The following is a 20,768-nucleotide window of genomic DNA, read 5'->3' on the forward strand; positions in this document are numbered from 1 at the left end:
GATGGCATCTCGATCCCTCGCCCGGGCGGCGGTGGCCGGCCTCGCCGCCGTCGCCCTGTTCGGCTCCGCCGCCTGTGGCAGCGGCTTCAACGACTCGTCCGGCGACGCGAAGCAGTCCAGCGGCCCGGCGAACCTGCAGATCCTGATCGGCTCCTCCGGTGACGCGGAGACCAAGGCCGTCCAGGACGCCGCCGCCAAGTGGGCCTCGTCCTCGGGCAACCAGGCCACCGTCACCCCGGCCCAGGACCTCGTCCAGCAGCTCGGGCAGGCCCTCGCCGGCGGCAACCCGCCGGACGTGTTCTACGTCGACGCCAGCCGCTTCGCCGACTACGCGAGCGTCGGGGCCCTGGAGCCGTACGGCGACAAGATCAGCAAGCCGGACGACTTCTACGAGAGCCTGCGCACCGCGTTCAGCTACGACGGCAAGTTCTACTGCGCACCCAAGGACTTCTCCACCCTCGCGCTGCAGATCAACACCGACCTGTGGGCGAAGGCCGGGCTGACCGACGCCGACGTGCCGACCACCTGGGACCAGCTCACCGCCACCAGCCAGAAGATCAAGGCCAAGGGCCTGGTGCCGCTCGCGCTCGGCGACACCCGGGACCGGATCGGCGCGTTCCTGGTGCAGAACGGCGGCTGGCTGCTCAGCAAGGACGGCAAGCAGCCCACCGCGGACACCCCGGAGAACCTGGCCGCCCTGCAGTACGTCAAGACCCTGCTGGCCAGCGGCTACGCCCGGTACCCCAAGCAGCTCGACGCCGGCTGGTCCGGTGAGGCGTTCGGCAAGGGCAAGGCCGTGATGACCATCGAGGGCAACTGGATCAAGGGCGCCCTGCAGAACGACTTCCCGAAGTTGAAGTACAAGGTGGCCCCGCTGCCCGCCGGCCCGAAGGGACAGGGGACGCTCTCCTTCACCAACTGCTGGGGGATCGCGGCCAAGAGCAAGTTCAAGGACCAGGCGATCAAGTTCGTCGAGGCGATGACCGCCGGCGACCAGCAGATGACCTTCGCCAAGGCGTTCGGCGTGATGCCCTCCCGGCAGTCCGTCCGCGACCAGTACACGAGCGCGTTCCCGGCCGACAAGCCGTTCATCGACGGCGCCGCGTACGCCCAGGGCCCGGTGAACGCCCCGAAGATGGACAGCGTCCTCGGCGACCTGGACACCGGCCTGCAGGGCCTGACCAACGGCGACCCGAAGACCGTCCTGCAGAACTTCGACAAGAACGCCAAGGCGGCGCTCGGCGGCTGAGCAGGGACCGGAGGGCCCGGCGTGGACCGGGCCCTCCGGCCGGCTCCCACTCGGAAGGAGGGGAGATGGCAACCGAAGCACTCGCCGGGCCGGCCACCGCGCAGTCCGGCCCACCGGGCCGCCCGGGACGGGGCATCCGGAGCAACGAGAACGTCGCCGGGTGGCTCTTCGTCGCGCCCGTGATCGTCATCCTCGGACTGTTCCTGCTGCTGCCGATCCTGATGGCGCTCTGGGTCAGCCTCACCGACTGGAACGGCCAGGGCAGCCCGTTCACCGGCAAGGTGCCAGTCGTCGGCGGCGACAACTACACCCGGCTGTTCACCGAGGACGGGCTCGCCCGCCGCGACTTCATGACCAGCATCCGGAACAACATCTACTACGTGGTGCTGGTGGTGCCGACGCAGACGGTGCTCGCCCTCGGGCTCGCCCTGGTGGTCAACAACCGGATGCTCAAGGGGAAGGGGTTCTTCCGGACCGCCTTCTACTTCCCCTCGGTCACCAGTTCGGTGGCGATCAGCGTGGTCTTCCTGTTCATGTTCGCCAACTCCGGCGCGGTCAACGCGCTGCTGCGCATCTTCGGTATCGAGGGGCCACAGTGGTTCGCCGACTCGCGGGGCGTGCTGCACCTGCTGCTCGGCGCGGTCGGCGTGGACTCCCCGCCCACCGCGCTCTCCGCCGGCGGCCCGTTCGGCCTGAGCTGGTGGGACTGGCTCGCCGGGCCGAGCGTCGCGATGATCTCGATCATCAGCCTGGTGATCTGGACCACCTCGGGCACCTTCATGCTGATGTTCCTCGCCGCGCTGCAGAACGTCCCGGTGGCGTTGGACGAGGCGAGCATCCTCGACGGGGCCACCCGCTTGCAGCGGTTCCGGCACGTCACCCTGCCGCTGATCAAGCCGACCACGTTCCTGGTGCTCACCCTCGGCCTGATCGGTTCCTGGCAAGTCTTCGACCAGGTGTACGTGATGAGCCAGGGGGAGCCGGCCAAGACCACGCTCACCCCGGCATACCTGTCGTACCGGACCGCGTTCCGGGACTTCGACTACGGCTCCGGGGCGGCGATCTCGTTCGTCCTCTTCCTGATCATCATCGTGCTCACCCTGGTCCAGCGCCGGATCATGGCCGACCGGGACGAGCCCCGGCCCCGGCGCGGCCGGTGGCGGCGACGCGCACCGGAAGGGGCCTGACATGGCCGTGCTGACAGACCGGCCGCCAGCGCCGGCGGCCCCCGCGCGCCGGGCCGACCGCGGCCCGCGTGCCCTGGTCAACAGGTTCCTCGGGTACGCCGTCCTGATCTTCTTCGGGCTGGTCTTCCTCTACCCGTTCGTCATCCAGATCGGCAACTCGCTCAAGACCGAGCCTGACGCGGCCGCGAACCCGCTCTCCCCGGTGCCCGACCCGCTGTCGCTGGCCGGTTTCGAGCGGATCTTCGCGGGCACCGCCTTCCCGCTGTGGCTGGGCAACTCGCTGCTGGTCACGGTGCTGGTGACGCTCGGCCGGGTGTTCTTCGACTCGCTCGCCGGGTACGCCCTCGCCCGGCTGCGGTTCCGCGGCCGGGCCGGACTCTTCGCCGCGATCATCGCGGTGATGGCGGTGCCCGGCGTGGTGCTGCTGATCCCGAAGTTCCTGGTGCTCAACCAGCTCGGGCTGTACGACAGCTATGCCGGGCTGGTCGTGCCGCTGCTCGCCGACGCGGCCGGCGTCTTCATCATGAAGCAGTTCTTCGAGTCCATTCCGGTCAGCGTGGAGGAGGCGGCCCGGATCGACGGCGCGGGCACCTTCCGCACCTTCTGGTCGGTGGTGCTGCCGATGGCACGGCCGGCGTTGATCACGCTGACCATCCTGTCGTTCCAGGGCTCCTGGAACGAGTTCCCGCACAGCCTGGTCGCGGTGCAGGACCCGGGCCTGTTCACGCTGCCCCGGGGCCTGGCCGACCTGGTCAGCGGCTCGCTCGGCAAGGGCACGCAGTACCCGTTGAAGCTGGGTGCCGCGCTGCTGGCCACCATCCCGGTGGCGGTGCTCTTCGTGATCTTCCAGCGGTACTTCGTCCGGGGCGCCAACGAGGGCGCCGACAAGGGCTGACCCTGTCACCGGCCGCGCGGCGATCAGGCCTCGGTGGCCGGCTCGGTGGGGACCGTGACGTGCAGCCGGAGCTGCGGGACCAGCATGTCGTCCACGTCCAGCGCCCGGGCCGCGCCGTCGGGCTCCCACCCGGTGCTGGTGAGGAACTTCCGGGTCGCCTCGTCCCCGTCGAACGCCCAGGCCACCGCCCGGGTGAAGCCGTCGGCGCGCCACAGGTCCACGGCGGCGGCGAGCAGCCGGCTGCCGTGCCCGCGCCGGCCCCAGCGCGGCTCGATCAGCAGGTCGGTCACCGCCACCACGCCCTCGGCCAGCGCCTCGGCGGGCTCGCCCGGGGCGAGCGCCTCGGCGTCGGCCGGACCGGATGCGGCGAATCCCACCAGATACGATTGCTCGGCCTGTTCGACGGCGACCAGCACGCGGTGCGCGCCCGAGGGCGGCTCCTGCACCGCAGCGCTCCACCGCCGGGCGAGGTACGCCTCGTCCAGGTTGTCGAGCACGTGCCGGGGCAGGATCCGGCGGTACGCGACCCGCCAGGTCGCGAGCTGAATGCGTGCGATCTCGCCGGCGTCTTCGGGACGCGCCGGGCGGACGTACCCGAGAGCCATGGAACGTGAGCCTACGCAGGGCGAGGGAGGCGACGGTGGCGCAGGGTGCCAGGCGGACGTTCGGGCAGGTCGCCGGGGTGGTGGTGCTCGCCGTCGCGGTGGCCGCCTTCCTCGCCGTCGCGGCCGTGCGGCACGGCTTCTTCGACCTTAAGGTCTACTACGGCGCGCTGACCTTCTGGGTGCACGACGGCGGGGAGATCTACGACTTCCTCAAGGCGGGCACCCAGTACGGCTTCACCTATCCGCCGTTCGCCGCGCTGGTCATGCTGCCGATGGCGTACCTGCCGTGGCCGGCGGCGATCACGGTGAGCGTGGTCGCCAGCGTGGCGACCAGCGCGGTGCTGATCTGGTGGCTGGTCGACCCGATCTCCCGCCGGGCCGGCTGGACCCGCTGGTTCGCCCTCGCGGTGGCGCTCTGCCTGGCCGCCGCCTTCGAGCCGATGCGCGAGACGGTCAACTTCGGCCAGGTCAACACGCTGCTGCTCTTCCTGGTGGCGGTGGATCTGCTCCGGCTGCTGCCGGCCGGCAACCGGTGGGCCGGAGTGGGCATCGGCCTGGCCACCGCGATCAAGCTGACCCCGGGCGTCTTCATCGTCTACCTGCTGGTCACCCGGCGCTGGCGGGCCGCGTTCACCGCGATGGCCGCCGCGGCGGGGGCGACCCTGGTCGCCGCCGCGCTCTTCCCGGACGCCTCGCGGGAGTTCTGGACCGAGGCGCTGTGGAACACCGGCCGGGTCGGGGAGCTGGCGTTCGTCTCCAACCAGTCGCTCCGCGGGGTGGTGGCCCGGCTCGACCCGGAGCACCCGAGCACGGTGGCCTGGCTGGTGCTGGTCCTCGCCACCCTCGCGGTCTGGGCGTGGCGGTCCCGGGCCGCCGTGGCCGCGGGCGACGAGGCCACCGGCCTGGCGCTGACCGGCGCGATGATGTGCCTGGTCAGCCCGGTGACCTGGGTGCACCACCTGGTCTGGCTGATCCCCGGACTGATCCTGCTGGTGGACAACGCCATGGCCGCGCCCGCCCGCGGGCGCCGGCGCCGCGTCCTGCTGGCCGCCGCGATCATCGGGTACGGCTTCCTGATCAGCCGGATCGTCTGGGCCTGGGAGAAGGACTTCACCGGCGTGGACGGATTCCTCGGCAGCAACACCTATGTCTGGATCAGCCTGGCGCTGCTGCTGGGCCTGCCGATCCGTCGCCGGGCCACCCCGGCCGGGTCAGCCGTCGAGCCGGGCGGCGTACCGCAGCTCGAGCAGCCCGAGGGGGTCGCGTCCGCCGGAGAGCGGCACCGGGTAGGTGGACTCCGCCCCGTCGGGTGACAGCCCGGCGCGCTCGTAGAAGTGGCGGGCCCGGACGTTGTCGGCCAGCACCCAGAGCCGGTACTCGGTCCAGCCCCGCCCGGCGAGCCCGGCGCGGGCCGCGGCCAGCAGCGCCCGGCCGGTCCCGCCGCCCCAGCGCGCCGGCTCCACGTACATGGCCAGGATCTCGCCGTACGCCGGGTCGACGTCGGCCCGGTCCTGGTCGTTGCGGTACGGCCCGAAGGTGGCGAAGCCGGTGACCGTCCCGTCGACCTCGGTGACCAGGGTGGTGAACGGATGCTCCGGGTCGGCGGTGCCGAGGTCGCGCCGCCGCTGCGCCCAGGCCGCCGGGTTCAGCCGGCGCAGCACCTCGGCCGGCATGATCCCGGCGTAGCCGGCCTGCCAGCCGTGCACGTGCACCCGGGCGATCGCCTCGGCGTCGTCCGGCTCCTCCCTGCGGATGGTGAGCATCCGTCCGTTCTATGCCCCGGCGGGCGATCGGTCCAGCGTCCGCTCCGACGTCGTACCGGTGGATTAGGGTGCCCGACGATGGCTGAACCGGAATCGCTCTCGCTCGCCCAGGCCCGGCGCATCGCCCTCGTGGCCCAGGGCTTCGCCGACCCGGCGCCCGGCGGCGCCCTCAACCGCCGGCACCTGCGCCGGGTGCTCGACCGGATCGGGTTGATCCAGATGGATTCGGTCAACGTGCTGCAGCGCGCGCACTACCTGCCGCTCTACAGCCGGCTCGGGCCGTACCCGACCACGCTGCTCGACTCCGCCGCCTACCGGCGCCCCCGCGAGCTCTTCGAGTACTGGGGGCACGAGGCGTCGCTGGTGCCGGTCGAGCTGCATCCGGCGCTGCGCTGGCGGATGGCCAAGGCGCAGGACGACGCCTGGGGCGGCATGCGCCGGATCGCCCGGGAGCAGCCCGAGCTGGTGGCCTGGGTCCGCGACGAGGTGGCCGCCCGGGGGCCGCTCACCGCCGCCGAGATCGAGCACGACGCGCCCCGGGAGACCGGCAACTGGGGCTGGAACTGGTCGGCGGTCAAGCGGGCGCTGGAGTTCCTGTTCTGGGCCGGCGAGGTGACCGCCGCCGATCGCACCACCTCGTTCGCCCGCCGCTACGACCTGCCCGAGCGGGTGCTGCCCGCCGCCGTGCTCGACGCGCCCACGCCGAGCGACGCCGACGCGTGGCGCGCCCTGGTGTCGGTCGCCGCCCGGTCGCTCGGCGTGGCCGCCGAGCCGGAGCTGCGCGACTACTTCCGGCTGCCGCTGGCCGGCGCCCGGCGGGCGGTCGCCGAGCTGGTCGAGGCGGGGGAGCTGACGCCGGTCACGGTGCCGGGCTGGCGGCAGCCGGCGTATTTGCACGCGCAGGCCCGGCTGCCCCGGTGGGTGCGGGGCAACACCCTGGTCAGCCCCTTCGACCCGCTGGTCTGGGAGCGGGGCCGCGCCGAGCGGCTCTTCGGCTTCAGCTACCGGATCGAGATCTACGTGCCCGCCCCGCAGCGGGTGCACGGCTACTACGTGCTGCCGTTCCTGCAGGGGGAGCGGTTCACCGCGCGGGTCGACCTGAAGGCCGACCGGAAGGCCGGGGTGCTGCTCGTGCCGGCCGCCTGGATCGAGCCCGGGGCCGATCCGGGGGAGACCGCGATCGCCCTGGCCGCCGAGCTCTACCGGCTGGCCGGTTGGCTCGGCCTCGACGCGGTGGCCCCGCCGGCGGCGGGGGACCTCGCGGTCCCGCTGGCCGCCGCGTTGACGGGCGTCGCCGGTGTACGGTGAGCGCGTGACGAGCGTCGAGCGGCCGGCCATCCAGCCGGGCCAGCAGGCCCCCGACGAGGCCCCCGACGGTGTCGCGCCGATCGCCCCGGCGGTCCTCGGCGCCGGGCACGCGGAGCGCGGGCCGGAGGCCTGGCCCACCGGCCCCGTCCCTGCCGGCTCCGCCCCCACTGGCGACGTCCCTGCCGGCGGCTGGCCGCAGCCGGCCTACCAGCCGGTCGAGCCGGACCGGTTCACCCGGCTGGTGATCCGCCTCCACGAGCGCGCGCCGCGCTGGGCGGTGCCGCTGGCCGCGCTCGGCTGCGTCGGCATGGGAATGGCGTACGCGCTGGTCAGCGACCCCACCCACAGCGACCCGGACGCCCGGCCGACCTGTCTGCTCAAGCTCACCACCGGGCTGGACTGCCCGGGCTGCGGCGGCACCCGCGCCCTCTGGTACGTGCTGCACGGTGACCTGCCGGCCGCCGCCCGGCACCACTTCCTCTTCGTCTTCTCGCTGCCCTTCCTCGCCTACCTCTTCGTCGCCTGGGCGGGGAACCAGGCGTTCGGCTGGCGCCTGCCGGAGCTGCGGCTCAGCCCCAAGGTGATCGGCGGCTTCCTGGCCGCCTGGCTCGCCTTCTCGGTGCTGCGCAACCTGCCCCTGGCCCCCTTCACCTCGCTCTACGTCTGACCCACCCCGGGGCCGGCCATTCCGCGTGAGCCGGTGGTGGGCGCTTTCACGTCCGCGCGCCCAGGTTTCGCCACCGGGCGTCCGGCCACTACAGTCCCAGGAATGCCGGAGATGGTGCAGCCCCAGGTCAAGCTGATCGCGTGGACCCAGTTCCAGGCACCGGACGACGTGCCGTGGTCGACCGACGCCGAGGGTGGTCAGGCGCTCGCCGAGTTCGCCGGCCGGGCCTGCTACCAGTCCTGGAAGAAGCCCAACCCGGCGACCGCCACGAACGCCGGCTACCTGGCGCACATCCTGGATGTCGGGCACCTCTCGGTGCTGGAGCACGGCTCGGTGAGCTTCTACTTCAGCGGGGTGTCCCGCTCCTTCACCCACGAGCTGATCCGGCACCGGCACTTCTCGTACTCCCAGCTCTCCCAGCGGTACGTCCCCGAGCGGGACGCCGCCATGGTCGAGCCGAAGGTGATCGCCGAGGACCCGGAGCTGCACAAGAAGTTCGTCGAGGCGGCCGAGGCGAGCGTCCGGGCGTACACCGAGCTGCTGGAGGGGCTGGAGCAGCGCTTCTCCGACGAGCCCAACCCGACGCTGCGCCGCAAGCAGGCCCGACAGGCGGCCCGGGCGGTGCTGCCCAACGCCACCGAGACCCGGATCGTGGTCACCGGCAACTACCGGGCCTGGCGGCACTTCATCAAGATGCGCGCCACCGAGCACGCCGATGTGGAGATCCGTGACCTCGCCGTCGAGTGCCTGCGGCAGCTCATGGATGTCGCGCCGAACGTCTTCGCGGACTTCGTGATCACCACCCTGCCGGACGGCACCGAAGTAGCGGCCAGCCCGCACGCCGAGTGACTCCTGCACCCTTCCCCGCCGGAGCCCCGGTGGTCGTCCGCTAGGTTGTGAACATGACGCACGACCACCCTGCTGCCCCCGACCGGGGCGCATCGCGCCCGTTCGGGCGACTGCTCACGGCCATGGTGACCCCGCTCACCCCGGACGGGTCCCTCGACCTGGACGGCGCCGTACGGCTCGCGGAGCACCTCGTCGACGAGCAGGGCAACGACGCGCTGGTGGTCAACGGCACCACCGGCGAGTCGCCGACCACCACCGACGCGGAGAAGGAGGCCCTGATCCGCGCCGTCGCCGAGGCGGTCGGCGACCGGGTCAGGATCGTCGCCGGGGTCGGCACCAACGACACCCGGCACACCATCGAGCTGGCCGCGTCGGCCGAGAAGGCCGGCGCGCACGGTCTGCTGGTGGTCACCCCGTACTACAACAAGCCGCCGCAGAGCGGGCTGCTGCGGCACTTCACCGCGGTCGCGGACGCCACCGGACTGCCGATCATGCTCTACGACATCCCGCCCCGCGCGGGCGTGGCGATCGCCACCGAGACGCTGGTGCGGCTGGCCGAGCACGGCCGAATCGTCGCGGTCAAGGACGCCAAGGGCGACCTGACCGCCACCAGTTGGGTGACCAGCCGCAGCGACCTGGCCATCTACAGCGGCGAGGACTCGCTCACCCTGCCGCTGCTGGCGGTCGGCGGTGTCGGTCTGGTCGGCACCTCGACGCACTTCACCGGGGCGCTGGCCAAGCAGCTGATCGAGGCGTACGACGCGGGGGACACCGCGACGGCGCTGCGCCTGCATCGGCGGCTGCTGCCCCTGTTCACCGGCATCTTCCGTACCCAGGGCGTGATCCTGGTGAAGGCGGGCCTGGCCGCCAAGGGCCTGCCCGCCGGCCCGGTACGGTCGCCGCTGGTGGACGCCACCGCCGACGAACTGGCCCAGCTGCGCGCGGACTGCGCGGCGGCGGGCCTGGAACTGCCCTGATGACCAAACGACACGACGGACGCCGGATTGCGGCGTCGCAGATTGAGGTGGACGCGTGACCGAGGCGCACATCGAGGGCGAACAGCCCCCGCCGCTGCCGGAGGGCGGCCTGCGGATCATGCCGCTCGGCGGACTCGGCGCCATCGGCCGGAACATGACCGTCTTCGAGTACGACGGCAAGCTGCTGATCGTCGACTGCGGGGTGCTCTTCCCCGACGTCGAGCAGCCGGGCGTGGATTTGATCCTGCCCGACTTCGGTCCGATCCTGGACCGGCTCGACGACATCCAGGCGATCGTGCTCACGCACGGTCACGAGGACCACATCGGCGCGGTGCCGTACCTGCTCGCCCACAAGTCGGACATCCCGCTGGTCGGCTCCCAGTTCACCCTCGCCCTGGTCGAGGCGAAGCTGGCCGAGCGGCGGATCCAGCCGTACACGCTGACCGTGCGGGAGGGCGGCCGGGAGCGGCTCGGCCCGTTCGATCTGGAGTTCTTCGCCGTCAACCACTCGATCCCGGACGCGCTCGCGGTGGCCATCCGCACGCCGGCCGGCCTGGTGCTGCACACCGGCGACTTCAAGATGGACCAGCTCCCGCTCGACGGCCGGATCACCGACCTGGCCGGCTTCGCCCGGCTCGGCGCCGAGGGCGTCGACCTGCTGCTGTCGGACTCCACCAACGCGGAGATCCCTGGCTTCGTCACCCCGGAGCGGGAGATCGGGCCGGTGCTCGACTCGATCTTCGCGAAGGCCAAGGGGCGGATCATCGTCGCCTCGTTCGCCTCGCACGTGCACCGGGTGCAGCAGGTCTTCGACTCGGCCGGCGAGCACGGCCGCAAGGTCGCGTTGATCGGCCGTTCGATGGTCCGCAACATGGGCATCGCCCGGGACCTCGGCCTGCTCAACATCCCGGCCGGCCTGATCATCGGGATCGAGGAGGCGACCACGCTGCCGCCCGAGCAGATCGTGCTGATGTCCACCGGCTCGCAGGGCGAGCCGATGAGCGCGCTCGGTCGGATGGCCAGCGGCGACCACCGGCACATCACCATCGCCCCCGGCGACACGGTGGTGCTGGCCTCATCGCTGGTGCCCGGGAACGAGACCTCCGTCTACCGGGTGATCAACCGGCTGGCCCGGGCCGGCGCGGTGGTCGTGCACAAGGACGTGGCCAAGGTGCACGTCTCCGGCCACGCCCCCGCCGGTGAGCTGCTCTACCTGCTCAACGTGGTGCGGCCGAGCAACCTCATGCCGGTGCACGGCGAGTGGCGCCACCTGCGCGCGCACGCCCGGCTCGGCATCGAGTCCGGGGTCGCCGCCGACCGGGTGGTGATCTGCGAGGACGGCGACGTGGTCGACCTGGTCGAGGGCCGCGCCAGCCTGGTCGGGCACGTGAAGAGCCGGTACGTCTACGTCGACGGTCTCGCCGTCGGCGACGTCAGCGAGTCGCTGCTCACCGAGCGTCGGATGCTCGGCGACGGCGGTTTCATCGCGACCACCGTGGTGGTCGACTCGGTCACCGGCAAGGTGGTCGCCGGCCCGACCGTCTCCGCGAAGGGCTTCTCGGAGGACCCGGAGGCGTTCAACCCGGTGATCCCGCTGATCACCGAGGCGCTCAACCGGGCCGCCGCGGACGGCATCACCGACCCGCACCAGCTCCAGCAGATCGTCCGGCGCACCGTCGGGCGGTGGGTCAACGACGCGTACCGACGGCGGCCGATGATCGTCCCGACCGTGGTCGAGGTCTGACCCCACCGGCTCCGCACGCCGGTCCACCGTCCGCGGTGGGCCGGCGTCGTCGCTCTCCGGGTACGAATCGACGTCGCCCGACCACGCTCGGTCGATCGTCGTCCGTCACTTCAACCGATCGGCGTCCGTCTCCGTACTCCGCTCCGGCAGGCGTATCCCGCGCCGGCCGGGAGGAGCGTGGCGGATGGACCGCAGACGGATCACAGCCATCGGCGTACTGGTGGCGGCGGTGGGAGCGGCGGCGGCGGTGACCCTGCCGTCGTTCGCCGGGGATGGCGCGGCGCCCCGCGGTGGCGCGCCCGCGGCGTCCGACGGCGTCGCGCCGGTGGTGGTCGACGCGCTGAGCCGCGACCTCTCGCTGAGCCGGGAGCAGGCGGTGAAGCGCCTGAAGACCGAGCGCCGGGCCGCGGGCACCGTCACCCGGCTCCGTACCGAGCTGGGCGATGACTACGGCGGCAGCTGGCTCAGCGCCGACGGTGCGACGCTCAACGTGGCGGTGGCCGACCCGGCGCAGGCGGCGACGGTGCGGGCGGCAGGCGCGGTGCCGAAGCAGGTCGACCGGGGTGTCCGCGAGCTGGACGCGGTGATGAGCCGGCTCGACTCGGCCGGCGGCAGGGCCAGCCCGGACGTCTCCGGCTGGTATGTCGACGTCGTCACCAACTCGGTGGTGGTGCTCGCCCAGCCGGGCGCGGAGGCGGCCGGCCGGCGGTTCGCCGAGGCCAGCGGGGTGCCCGCCGGGTCGGTCCGGGTGCGGGCCGCCGCGGAGGCGCCCCGCCCGCTGTTCGACGTACGCGGCGGCGACGCCTTCTTCATCAACAACGCCGGCCGCTGCTCGGTCGGCTTCTCCGTGGTGGGCGGCTTCGTCACCGCCGGGCACTGCGGCCAGCCGGGCGACCGGACCACCGGCGCGAACCGGATCGCCCAGGGCACCTTCGCCGCCTCGTCCTTCCCCGGCGACGACTGGGCGGTCGTCGAGGTGAACGGCGACTGGACGCCGCAGGGCGTGGTGAACGACTTCAACGGGGGCACGGTGCCGGTGAACGGCTCCACGGAGGCCCCGGTCGGCGCCTCGGTCTGCCGCTCCGGCTCGACCACCGGCACCCGCTGCGGCGTGATCCAGGCGAAGAACGCCACGGTGAACTATCCGGAGGGGACGGTCACCGGGCTGACCCGGACGGACGTCTGCGCCGAACCGGGCGACTCGGGCGGCGCCTGGCTCTCCGGCGACCAGGCGCAGGGGGTCACCTCCGGCGGGTCCGGCGACTGCACGCAGGGCGGGGTGACCTTCTTCCAGCCGGTCAACGAGATCCTCCAGCGCAACAACCTGACCCTGGTCACCGCGAACGGACAGTCGCCGCCGTCCGCGCCCCCCGCCGACGGCGGCGCCACCGCGCCGCCGGCCACCGCCGCCCCGAGCGCGCCGCCCGGCGGGGAGCAGACCGCGTGCACCGGCCAGGTGAGCCGCACCGGCCAGATCGCCGCCGGCCGGGCGCAGAACCAGCCGGACGGTCGCTGGTTCCGGACCGCCGCCGGCAGCCAGGAGGCCTGCCTGGACGCGCCGGAGGGCACCCTGGTGGCGCTGCAGCTGCAACGCTTCACCGGGGCCTCGTTCCAGACCGTGGCCAGCGCCGACACCGCCGACGGCGTGGCTCGGCTGTCCGCCGACACCCCGGCCGGCGTCTACCGCTACCGGGTCGTCGGGCTGGACGGCGCCGGGGCGTACACCCTGGCCTTCTCCGCCCGCTGAGCCGCTGCCGGGCGTCCCGTCCGGCGGCCCGGACCGCGGCCCCCGTCCCCCACCGCCCGGTGGCCGGGGGCCGCGCCGCGTCCGGGACCGTCCCGGTCAGGGCAGCGCGGCGACCGCGGCGGTGTACCCGACGCCGGTGGCCACCGTCGCCTCGATCAGGACGCCGAGCTGGGTGGGGGCCACCCCGTGTTCCAGGTCGGTGGTGACGTCCCCGGCCAGCAGCAGCTCGCCGGAGTCCAGCTCGTGCACGTAAGCCTTGGGCAGCAGCCGGTCGTGGTTCCAGTCGTTGCAGAACGCGTACGCCTCGGCCCGCCGGGCCGCCGGCAGCCGTCGGGTGGCGACCACCCGGGCGTGCAGGATCTCCCCGCGCCGCCCCAGCCGGCGGTACCGGATCACCGCCTCGCCCCAGCGGCCCACCACCGTGCCGTCCGGCTCCACCGCGTACCCGTCGCCACGCCGATCCATCGCGGCGGTCAGCAGGGCCAGGCTCAGCGGGGCCAGTTCCTCCTCGGCCGGTGCGGCCCGCCCCGCCGCCGGGTCGTCGGCCGGCCACTCGTCGGGGTCGTCGTCGCCCGGCAGCGGCACCGGGTCGGCGAGCGGCCGTTCCGCCAGCCAGGAGGCGATCCGCCCGGACTGGTGGCCGGTGCCGTTGCGGGCGTCGAAGCTGCCGGCCAGCTCGGTCGCCACCGCGAGCAGGTCCGCGCCGAGCGTGGCCACGTCCACCTCCGCCGCCGGTCGGGGACCGTGGCCGGGGCGGTGGATGCGCCGCCCGCCCCGCCCGGCCTCGGCGGCCAACGCGCAGAGCAGCGCGCCGGCGGCGGCGAGCTCCATCGCGGACAGGTCGTCGTACGGGTGGTCCAGCCGCGGCAGCTGCTCGGCGAGGATGTCCAGCCCCCGGTCCAGGTGCCCGCCCAGCGCGCAGAACCGCAGGTGCGCGGCGAGCTGCGGGAAGGCGGTCCGTTCCCGCCGGTGCCGCCGGTAGGCCCGCAGGTGGGCCCGCCCCGCCCGGTCCGCCGCCCCGCTCCGCAGCCACGGCAGCAGCGCCACGGCGAGGGCCCGCTCCGGCTGGTCGGTGCAGCGGACCCCGCCCTCCAGCACCGGCCGCAGCGCGTCGAGCGCCGTCCCGTCCTCGCCCCAGCCGGCCAGCAGTTCCGCCCGGCGGGCCGGGGCGCAGCCGGGGCAGCCGCCGGCCGGGTCGGGCGCGGCGGCCGACTGTTCCGGGTCGCAGCGCGGCGGCGGACCCGCCGAGCCGGCACGGTCGTGGCGCCAGCGGTCGTACTCCCGGCGCGCGGTCGGCTCGTCGCCGAGGTGGTCGGCGAGCCGGCAGCGCAGCTCGGCGACCGGCTCGGCGTCCGGGCCGAGCTGGCCGGCGAGGTCGTCCAGCAGGGACCGGGCCTGGTCCAGGCCGACCCGCGGGGTGCCGAGGAACGCCTCCACCGCCTGCCGCTGGTGGCGGCGGAGCGTCTCGGCGTCGCCGGGGCGGCCGGCCAGCAGCCCGGGTGCCCGGTCGACCGCCGCCAGGCAGCGGCGCACCGGTTCGAGCAGCCGCCACCGCTCCCCGTGGTGCAGGTACGCCTCGATCAGCGCGAACCGGGCGGCCAGCCCGGTGCCCGGGTCGCCGGTCGCGTCGGCCTGATCGGCGATCCGCTCCAGCTCGGCGAAGCGGGCCTCGCCGTCGGGCAGGTCCCGGGCGTCGGCGAGCGCCTCGGCCGGCCCCCGGTCGCGGGAGGTGGTCACCGGACCGACCCGCCGGGGAGGCGGCCGACGGCCGTGGCGAGCTGACAGCCGGTGGAGATGCCGCAGTCGATCAGCTGGTCGAGCTGGTGCGGGGTGACGCCGCGTTCCAGGTCGGTGGTGACCTCGCCGAAGACCTGGGCCAGGCCGTCGTCGGCGACGTGCACGAACGCCTTGGGCCAGAGCCGGTCGTGGTTCCAGGTGTTGCAGAACGCGTACAGGGCCGGCACCTGCTCGATGCCGAAGCGCGGGGCGGTGACGGTACGCACCTGGAGCAGCTCGCCCGCGGCGCCCCGGCGGAAGAACCAGATCAGGCTCTCCTCCCAGCGGCCCACCAGGTTGCCGTCGGCGTCCGCGGCGACCGTGTAGCCACGGTTGGTCAGCACCGCGGCGATCAACTTGCCGGTGAGCGGTCGTAATGCTTGCGGGTGTCCGGCCAGGGGGCCGTCCGGACCGTCCTCGATCTCCGGCGACGCCATCGGGCATCCCTTCTGAGGCGAATAACACAGCGGACGGCGCGGTCCGTGCTGCGACGCGCGGACACGACCCGGAAAGCGGCGATCTGCCGGGTGACGCCGTTACCGTGACTGTATGGCGGGCCGTACCTCTCAGGCGAGCCGGCGACGCGGCGCGTCGCCGCGCGGCACCACGAACAGCCGTGCCCGTCAGCCGGCGAAGAAGACCACCCGGGCGGCAGCCCGGCGGCGAACCGCGGCCCGGCCCGGCCCGGCCGTCTACGCCGGACGCGCGGTCGGCGCGGTCTGGATGGGACTGGCGCACGGGGTGGGCTGGGCGGTCCGGGCGGCCGGGCGGCAGGCCGCCACCGCCCGCGACCTGGATCCGGAGCACCGCCGCGACGGTGGCGGGCTGCTGCTCTTCGGTTTCGCCATCCTCGCCGCGGTGGCCATCTGGTTCGGCGGCGCCGGGCCGGTCGGCGCCCGGCTGGCCGACACCGTCCGGCTCTTCCTCGGCGCGATCGCGATCGTGGTGCCGGTGCTGCTGATGATCGGCGCCTGGCGGCTGATGCGGACGCCGGCCGACCCCGAGCACCGGGGCCGTGGCCTGGTCGGCTGGGGGTCCATGCTGATCGCCACCGCGGCGATGCTGCACATCGGACAGGATCCGGTCGACTCCGTGCAGCGGGACTACGCGGGCGGCCTGCTCGGCGCGGGCGTCGGCGACCTGCTGGTGACGGCGATCACCGCCTGGGTGGCGGTGCCGCTGCTGGTCCTGCTGCTCCTCTTCGGCCTGCTGGTGGTCACCGCGACCCCGATCAACAAGATCCCGGAGCGGCTCGGGCTGCTCGCCGGTTCGCTGGTCGCGCCGCCGGACGCCGCCGACGCCGCGACCGAGGTGGCGGCCGGGAAGCCGGCCCGCAAGCGGCCGGCCAAGCGGCTGCCGCCGCCGTTGGACCCGGACGACCCGGACGGCGACCTCTACGGCGTCGACCTCCAGGACACCGTGGTGCTGCCGCGCAAGCCGCCGGCGAAGGTGCCCGCCACCCGCAAGCCGGTCGAGCCGCCGGAGCACTCGCCCCTGCCGACCCGGGCGGAGCAGCTCGCGCTCAACGGGCTGGCCGGGGACTACACCCTGCCGCCGGCGAACATGCTCAGCGGCGGCGCCGCGCCGAAGACCCGGAGCAAGGCCAACGACGAGGTGATCGCCGCCCTGACCGGCGTCTTCGACCAGTTCGACGTGGACGCCGCGGTCACCGGCTTCACCCGGGGTCCGACGGTCACGCGGTACGAGGTCGAGCTCGGCCACGGCGTCAAGGTCGAGCGGATCACCCAGCTCTCCCGCAACATCGCGTACGCGGTGAAGTCGCCGGACGTGCGGATCATCAGCCCGATCCCGGGCAAGAGCGCGGTCGGCGTGGAGATCCCGAACACCGACCCGGAGAACGTCGCGCTCGGTGACGTGCTGCGTTCGCGGGCCGCGACCAGCGACCACCACCCGATGGTGGTGGCGCTCGGCAAGGACATCGAGGGCGGCTACGTGGTGGCCAACCTCGCGAAGATGCCTCACATCCTGATCGCCGGGGCCACCGGCGCCGGCAAGGCTCTTGCCCTGGACACACCGATCCCCACGCCCGACGGATGGTCCACCATGGGCGCGCTCCATGTTGGCGGAAGGGCCTTCGACGAGCTGGGTCGGGCGTGCACGATCGTCGCTGCCACCCCCGTCATGTATGACCGGCCCTGTTACGAGGTGGAGTTTTCCGACGGCACAGTCATCGTCGCCGATGCCCAGCACCAGTGGCAGACGACAACGAGGGCGGGCCGGACTCAGCGAACCCACCGATGGAAGGATGGTTCGTACTGGTCCGCGGGTGATGTGAAGCGGGTGACCATGCGGGCGGTTCAGGTGCTGGCGGAGTTGGATCGGCCGGTGTCGACTGACGAGGTCATCGCCGATGTGGGCCAGCAGTTCCGAAACGTGCTGCACCGGGTCGTGCGTGGGCTGCCCAGGGAGGCGGAGAGCGCCTGGACCAGCTACCGACGGGGTGGTCGTGATGTGACCCGCCGGGTGCCGGGCTATTCCCGTCACCGGATCTACCAGGCGTTGCACCAACTTGTCACGGATCCGGGACGATCAGGTCGCAGGCGTGCCTTCGACGACCGGCCGGTCACCACGGCCGAGATAGCAGCGTCGCTACGGGTGGTCGGGCGAAGCGGCTCCTGGGCCAATCACGCCGTGGATGTGTGCGGGGTGCTCGATTATCCAGAGCAGGATCTACCCGTCGCTCCGTACACCATGGGCTGTTGGCTGGGTGACGGCACGACCGGGTCGGCCGGCTTCACCTGCGCCGAGGACGAACTGCTGGACAACATTCGCCTGGACGGGTACGTCGTGACGAAGCACGCGGCCAGCCGGATGCAATACACGATCTCGAACAGCCCGGAACGGGACCGGCGAATCGCCGAGGCGGTGGAGCTGGCGACCAGCGGTGTGAGCCTTGCTCGGGCGGCCCGGCGGTTCGGGGTGGGTCTCTCCGCCGTGTGTCTGGCAGCTCGGGGTCGGAGCCCGCAACGGCGAACGGGTCACGTCGAATCAGACACTGGCCCCCTTGGCCGTTACCGGACCCTGCGGCAGTTGTTCCGCGAGATCGGGACGAAACACATCCCCGCTATTTATCTGCGTTCGTCCGAGCAGCAGAGGCGAGCCTTGCTGGCAGGTCTGCTGGACACCGACGGAACGGTTTCCAAGCAAGGCGGGGTCGAACTCGCGCTGACGAACGAGCGTCTGGCCCAGGATGCTCTGGAGCTGATTCTTGGGCTCGGTTACCAGGCGACATTGACGACGAAGCAGGTGAAGGGCCGGAATCAGTCAACCTCCGTCTGCTATCGGATCCATTTCACCCCGGTCGACAAGGTCTTCCGATTGGCGCGCAAGGCGAGCCGACAAGTGGTCCGCACGCGCTCGACGACGTCGCGGCGCTACATCGTGGACGTGCGGCCAATCGCCTCGGTACCTGTCCGATGTATCGAGGTCGACAGCCCGAGCCACCTGTACCTGGCCAGCCGTGCGTGCATCCCCACGCACAACTCCAGTTGTCTGAACACCCTGCTGGTGTCGGTCCTCACGCGAGCGACGCCAGACGAGGTACGGCTGCTGCTGATCGACCCGAAGCGGGTCGAGATGACCGGCTACGAGGGCATCCCGCACCTGGTCACCCCGATCGTGACCAACGCCAAGAAGGCGGCCGACTCGCTGGACTGGGTCGTCCGCGAGATGGACATGCGCTACGACGACCTCGCCGCCAACGGGGTCCGGCACATCGACGACTTCAACCGCAAGGTACGCAACGGCGAGATCAAGGCCCCGCCCGGCAGCGAGCGGGAGATGCGCCCCTACCCGTACCTGCTGGTGATCGTGGACGAGCTGGCCGACCTGATGATGGTCGCCCCGCGCGACGTGGAGGACTCGGTCGTCCGGATCACCCAGCTGGCCCGGGCCGCCGGCATCCACCTGGTGCTCGCCACCCAGCGCCCCTCGGTCGACGTGGTCACCGGCCTGATCAAGGCCAACGTGCCGTCCCGGCTGGCCTTCGCCACCTCCTCGCTGGCCGACTCGCGGGTCATCCTCGACCAGCCCGGCGCGGAGAAGCTGCTCGGCCGCGGCGACGGGCTGTTCCTGCCGATGGGCGCCTCGAAGCCGGTCCGGATCCAGGGCGCCTGGGTGACCGAGCGCGAGATCGCCGACGTGGTGAAGTTCTGCAAGGACCAGCGCGAGCCGGAGTTCCGCTCGGACGTGCTCGCCCCGGCGCAGGAAAGCAAGAAGAAGATCGACGAGGACATCGGCGACGACCTGGACGTGCTGGTGCAGGCGGTCGAACTGGTGGTCACGTCGCAGTTCGGCTCGACGTCGATGCTCCAGCGCAAGCTGCGGGTCGGCTTCGCCAAGGCGGGCCGGCTGATGGACCTGATGGAGACCCGGGGCGTGGTCGGCCCCTCCGAGGGGTCCAAGGCCCGGGACGTGCTGGTCAAGCCCGACGAGCTGGACGAGGTCCTGGCCGGCCTGCGCGGCGGCGGGGAGTAGGCCGAGCCCGGCCGTGGGGGACGGCTACGCAACGAGGCCCGCCGGGATCCGGCGGGCCTCACGTCGTGGCGCGGGTGGTCAGGAGTTCATCAGCGCGGCGGCGATGACCATGCCGAGGATGGCGCCGACGACGCTCGCGGCGGCCGCGTACCAGCCGAGCGGCTTGTCGCCGAGCACCGCGCCGACGATGCCGAGGATCAGTCGGGTCAGTGGAAGAGCTTCAGGCCGACCACGCCGGCCACCACCAGCGCCAGGCAGGCGATCCGGGGCAGGCTGGCCGGCTCGTGCAGGGCGAGCATGCCGACCAGCGCGGTGCCCACCACGCCGATGCCCACCCAGACCGCGTAGCCGGTGCCGACCGGGATCTCGCGCAGCGCGTACGCCAGGCCGGCCATGCTCAGCACCAGGGTGACCGCGAAGGCGGCGGAGGGGAGGGGGCGGCTGAAGCCGGCGCTGCGATCGAGGGAGATCGCCCACGCGGTCTCGAGCAGTCCGGAGAGCACCAGCACGATCCAGGCCATGGCAGGTCACCTCTGCGGGCGGGCCCGGCCGCCGGGGCCGGGACGAGTCGGTTGTCGTCCGGGGCGTCTTGCCTGACCGGGTACGCCCACGACTCGTCCGGGGCGGCCCGGCCATCGTGCGCCGGCGGGTGCCGCCGCAGCCGACGCTAGCACCGGTCGGGCGCGGCGGCCGCCGGCGCGGTGACGAACCCCACCACCGATGGATCTCAACCTCACTTCAGGTTGCAGTATGGGGGTCATGACGCTGCTCTTCTCCGACGAGGACGTCGCCGCGACCCTGGACGCCCCGGTCACCGTCGCCGCGATGCGGGACGCGCTGCTGGCCGCGTACGAGGGTCGGCTGGTCGCCCCGCCCCGGGCGTCCGCGCCGCTCGGCGGCGGCCGGATGGTGCTGACCGCCGGCCACCTGACCGGCGAGTGGTACGGCTTCCGGTCGTACGACACCTTCGGGCACCCGGAGAGCGGGCAGCTGGTGGTGCTGCACGACGGGCGGACCGGGGCGGTGCGGGCGATCGCGGTCGGCGGGGAGCTGGGCTCCCGACGTACCGGGGGGCTGGGCGGGGTGGCCGTGGACGCCCTCGCCCGCCCCGACGCGGCCACCCTCGGCGTCGTCGGCTCCGGCCGGCAGGCGTGGTCCCAGGTCGGGGCCGCCGCCGCGGTCCGCCCGCTGCGCGAGGTGACCGTGCACAGCCGCGCGGCCGCCCCCCGGGACGCGTTCGCCGCCCGGGTCCGGGCCGAGCTGGGCGTGCCGGCCCGGGCCGTGGCCACCGCCTCGGCGGCGGTGACCGGGCGGGACATCGTGGTGCTCGCCACCACCAGCCCGACCCCGGTGCTGGACGCCCGGGACCTCGCGCCGGGCACGCACGTCAACACGGTCGGCTTCAAGCAGCGGCACCGCGCCGAGTTCGGCCCCGACCTGCTGGCCGCCGCCGACGTCCTGGTCACCGACTCGCCGGCCCAGGCGATCGCGTACGACCCGCCGA

Annotated in this window: 17 protein-coding genes, 1 pseudogene and 1 riboswitch; of the genes and pseudogenes, 13 read left to right on the forward strand and 5 right to left on the reverse strand. The window is 73.1% G+C overall.

Annotation, left to right across the window (positions count from 1 at the left end; all coding sequences use genetic code 11):
* The first annotated feature begins 1 nt into the window (after position 1).
* The 3 genes from SLP03_RS03085 to SLP03_RS03095 all read left to right on the forward strand — a co-directional run bounded on the left by SLP03_RS03085 (position 2) and on the right by SLP03_RS03095 (position 3,331).
* A complete protein-coding gene (locus SLP03_RS03085; RefSeq protein ID WP_319458945.1) occupies positions 2–1,249 on the forward strand; it encodes an extracellular solute-binding protein in 1,248 nt (415 codons plus the stop codon).
* Positions 1,250–1,314: 65 nt separating this feature from the next.
* Positions 1,315–2,436 (forward strand): sugar ABC transporter permease, encoded by a 1,122-nt coding sequence (locus SLP03_RS03090; protein ID WP_319458946.1) that lies wholly within the window; start codon positions 1,315–1,317, stop codon positions 2,434–2,436.
* 1 nt (position 2,437) lies between these two features.
* Positions 2,438–3,331, forward strand: coding sequence for a carbohydrate ABC transporter permease (locus SLP03_RS03095; protein ID WP_319458947.1), 894 nt, complete (start codon positions 2,438–2,440; stop codon positions 3,329–3,331).
* A 23-nt stretch (positions 3,332–3,354) separates the two neighbouring features.
* Here the strand turns inward: SLP03_RS03095 and SLP03_RS03100 are convergent, their stop codons facing one another.
* The gene (locus SLP03_RS03100; protein ID WP_319458948.1) at positions 3,355–3,936 is read right to left on the reverse strand and encodes a GNAT family N-acetyltransferase; all 582 of its coding nucleotides are present in this window, start codon (positions 3,934–3,936) and stop codon (positions 3,355–3,357) included.
* Between the two features lie 35 nt (positions 3,937–3,971).
* Here SLP03_RS03100 and SLP03_RS03105 point away from each other — a divergent pair, with 35 nt between their 5' ends.
* Positions 3,972–5,249 carry a glycosyltransferase family 87 protein gene (locus SLP03_RS03105; protein ID WP_319458949.1) on the forward strand — a complete coding sequence of 426 codons (1,278 nt, stop codon included), beginning with the start codon at positions 3,972–3,974 and terminating at the stop codon, positions 5,247–5,249.
* Here the strand turns inward: SLP03_RS03105 and SLP03_RS03110 are convergent.
* Complete coding sequence (locus SLP03_RS03110; RefSeq protein ID WP_319458950.1) at positions 5,148–5,699, reverse strand: GNAT family N-acetyltransferase; 552 nt, start codon at positions 5,697–5,699, stop codon at positions 5,148–5,150. The genes SLP03_RS03105 and SLP03_RS03110 overlap by 102 nt on opposite strands.
* 78 nt (positions 5,700–5,777) lie before the next feature.
* Here SLP03_RS03110 and SLP03_RS03115 point away from each other — a divergent pair, with 78 nt between their 5' ends.
* The 6 genes from SLP03_RS03115 (at position 5,778) to SLP03_RS03140 (ending at position 12,991) form a co-directional block, all read left to right on the forward strand.
* Positions 5,778–7,007, forward strand: a complete 1,230-nt coding sequence (locus SLP03_RS03115) for a winged helix-turn-helix domain-containing protein (protein ID WP_319458951.1) — start codon at positions 5,778–5,780, stop codon at positions 7,005–7,007.
* A 4-nt stretch (positions 7,008–7,011) separates the two neighbouring features.
* Positions 7,012–7,674 carry a DUF2752 domain-containing protein gene (locus tag SLP03_RS03120; RefSeq protein ID WP_319458952.1) on the forward strand — a complete coding sequence of 221 codons (663 nt, stop codon included), beginning with the start codon at positions 7,012–7,014 and terminating at the stop codon, positions 7,672–7,674.
* 111 nt (positions 7,675–7,785) lie between these two features.
* The gene (thyX, locus tag SLP03_RS03125) at positions 7,786–8,523 is read left to right on the forward strand and encodes an FAD-dependent thymidylate synthase (protein ID WP_319458970.1); all 738 of its coding nucleotides are present in this window, start codon (positions 7,786–7,788) and stop codon (positions 8,521–8,523) included.
* 53 nt (positions 8,524–8,576) lie between these two features.
* Positions 8,577–9,500: a 4-hydroxy-tetrahydrodipicolinate synthase gene (gene dapA / locus SLP03_RS03130; RefSeq protein ID WP_319458953.1), complete on the forward strand. Its 924-nt coding sequence runs from the start codon at positions 8,577–8,579 to the stop codon at positions 9,498–9,500.
* A 55-nt stretch (positions 9,501–9,555) separates the two neighbouring features.
* Entirely contained in the window at positions 9,556–11,244 is a 1,689-nt protein-coding gene (locus SLP03_RS03135) for a ribonuclease J (RefSeq protein WP_319458954.1), read from the forward strand.
* 184 nt (positions 11,245–11,428) lie between these two features.
* Positions 11,429–12,991: a S1 family peptidase gene (locus SLP03_RS03140; RefSeq protein ID WP_319458955.1), complete on the forward strand. Its 1,563-nt coding sequence runs from the start codon at positions 11,429–11,431 to the stop codon at positions 12,989–12,991.
* Between the two features lie 96 nt (positions 12,992–13,087).
* On the opposite strand, the gene SLP03_RS03145 is transcribed toward SLP03_RS03140, so the two are convergent.
* Complete coding sequence (locus SLP03_RS03145; RefSeq protein ID WP_319458956.1) at positions 13,088–14,728, reverse strand: YbjN domain-containing protein; 1,641 nt, start codon at positions 14,726–14,728, stop codon at positions 13,088–13,090.
* On the reverse strand, positions 14,725–15,204 hold the full coding sequence (locus SLP03_RS03150; RefSeq protein ID WP_319458957.1) for a YbjN domain-containing protein: 480 nt from the start codon (positions 15,202–15,204) through the stop codon (positions 14,725–14,727). Before SLP03_RS03150 ends, SLP03_RS03145 begins: the two co-directional genes overlap by 4 nt.
* 112 nt (positions 15,205–15,316) lie before the next feature.
* Here SLP03_RS03150 and SLP03_RS31485 point away from each other — a divergent pair.
* Positions 15,317–16,801: pseudogene (locus SLP03_RS31485) on the forward strand (DNA translocase FtsK 4TM domain-containing protein); the annotation flags it as partial.
* A 108-nt stretch (positions 16,802–16,909) separates the two neighbouring features.
* Positions 16,910–19,264 (forward strand): FtsK/SpoIIIE domain-containing protein, encoded by a 2,355-nt coding sequence (locus tag SLP03_RS31490; protein WP_413644260.1) that lies wholly within the window; start codon positions 16,910–16,912, stop codon positions 19,262–19,264.
* 206 nt (positions 19,265–19,470) lie between these two features.
* Here the strand turns inward: SLP03_RS31490 and SLP03_RS03160 are convergent, their stop codons facing one another.
* Positions 19,471–19,785 (reverse strand): multidrug efflux SMR transporter, encoded by a 315-nt coding sequence (locus SLP03_RS03160; RefSeq protein ID WP_319458958.1) that lies wholly within the window; start codon positions 19,783–19,785, stop codon positions 19,471–19,473.
* Between the two features lie 57 nt (positions 19,786–19,842).
* A riboswitch (guanidine-III (ykkC-III) riboswitch) is annotated at positions 19,843–19,903 on the reverse strand.
* Positions 19,904–20,023: 120 nt separating this feature from the next.
* Between SLP03_RS03160 and SLP03_RS03165 the strand changes: the two genes are divergently transcribed.
* Positions 20,024–20,768: ornithine cyclodeaminase family protein (locus SLP03_RS03165; RefSeq protein ID WP_319458971.1), on the forward strand; the 745-nt coding region annotated here is incomplete at its 3' end.

The sequence above is a fragment of the Micromonospora sp. RTP1Z1 genome, assembly GCF_033804685.1.
Lineage (GTDB): Bacteria > Actinomycetota > Actinomycetes > Mycobacteriales > Micromonosporaceae > Micromonospora.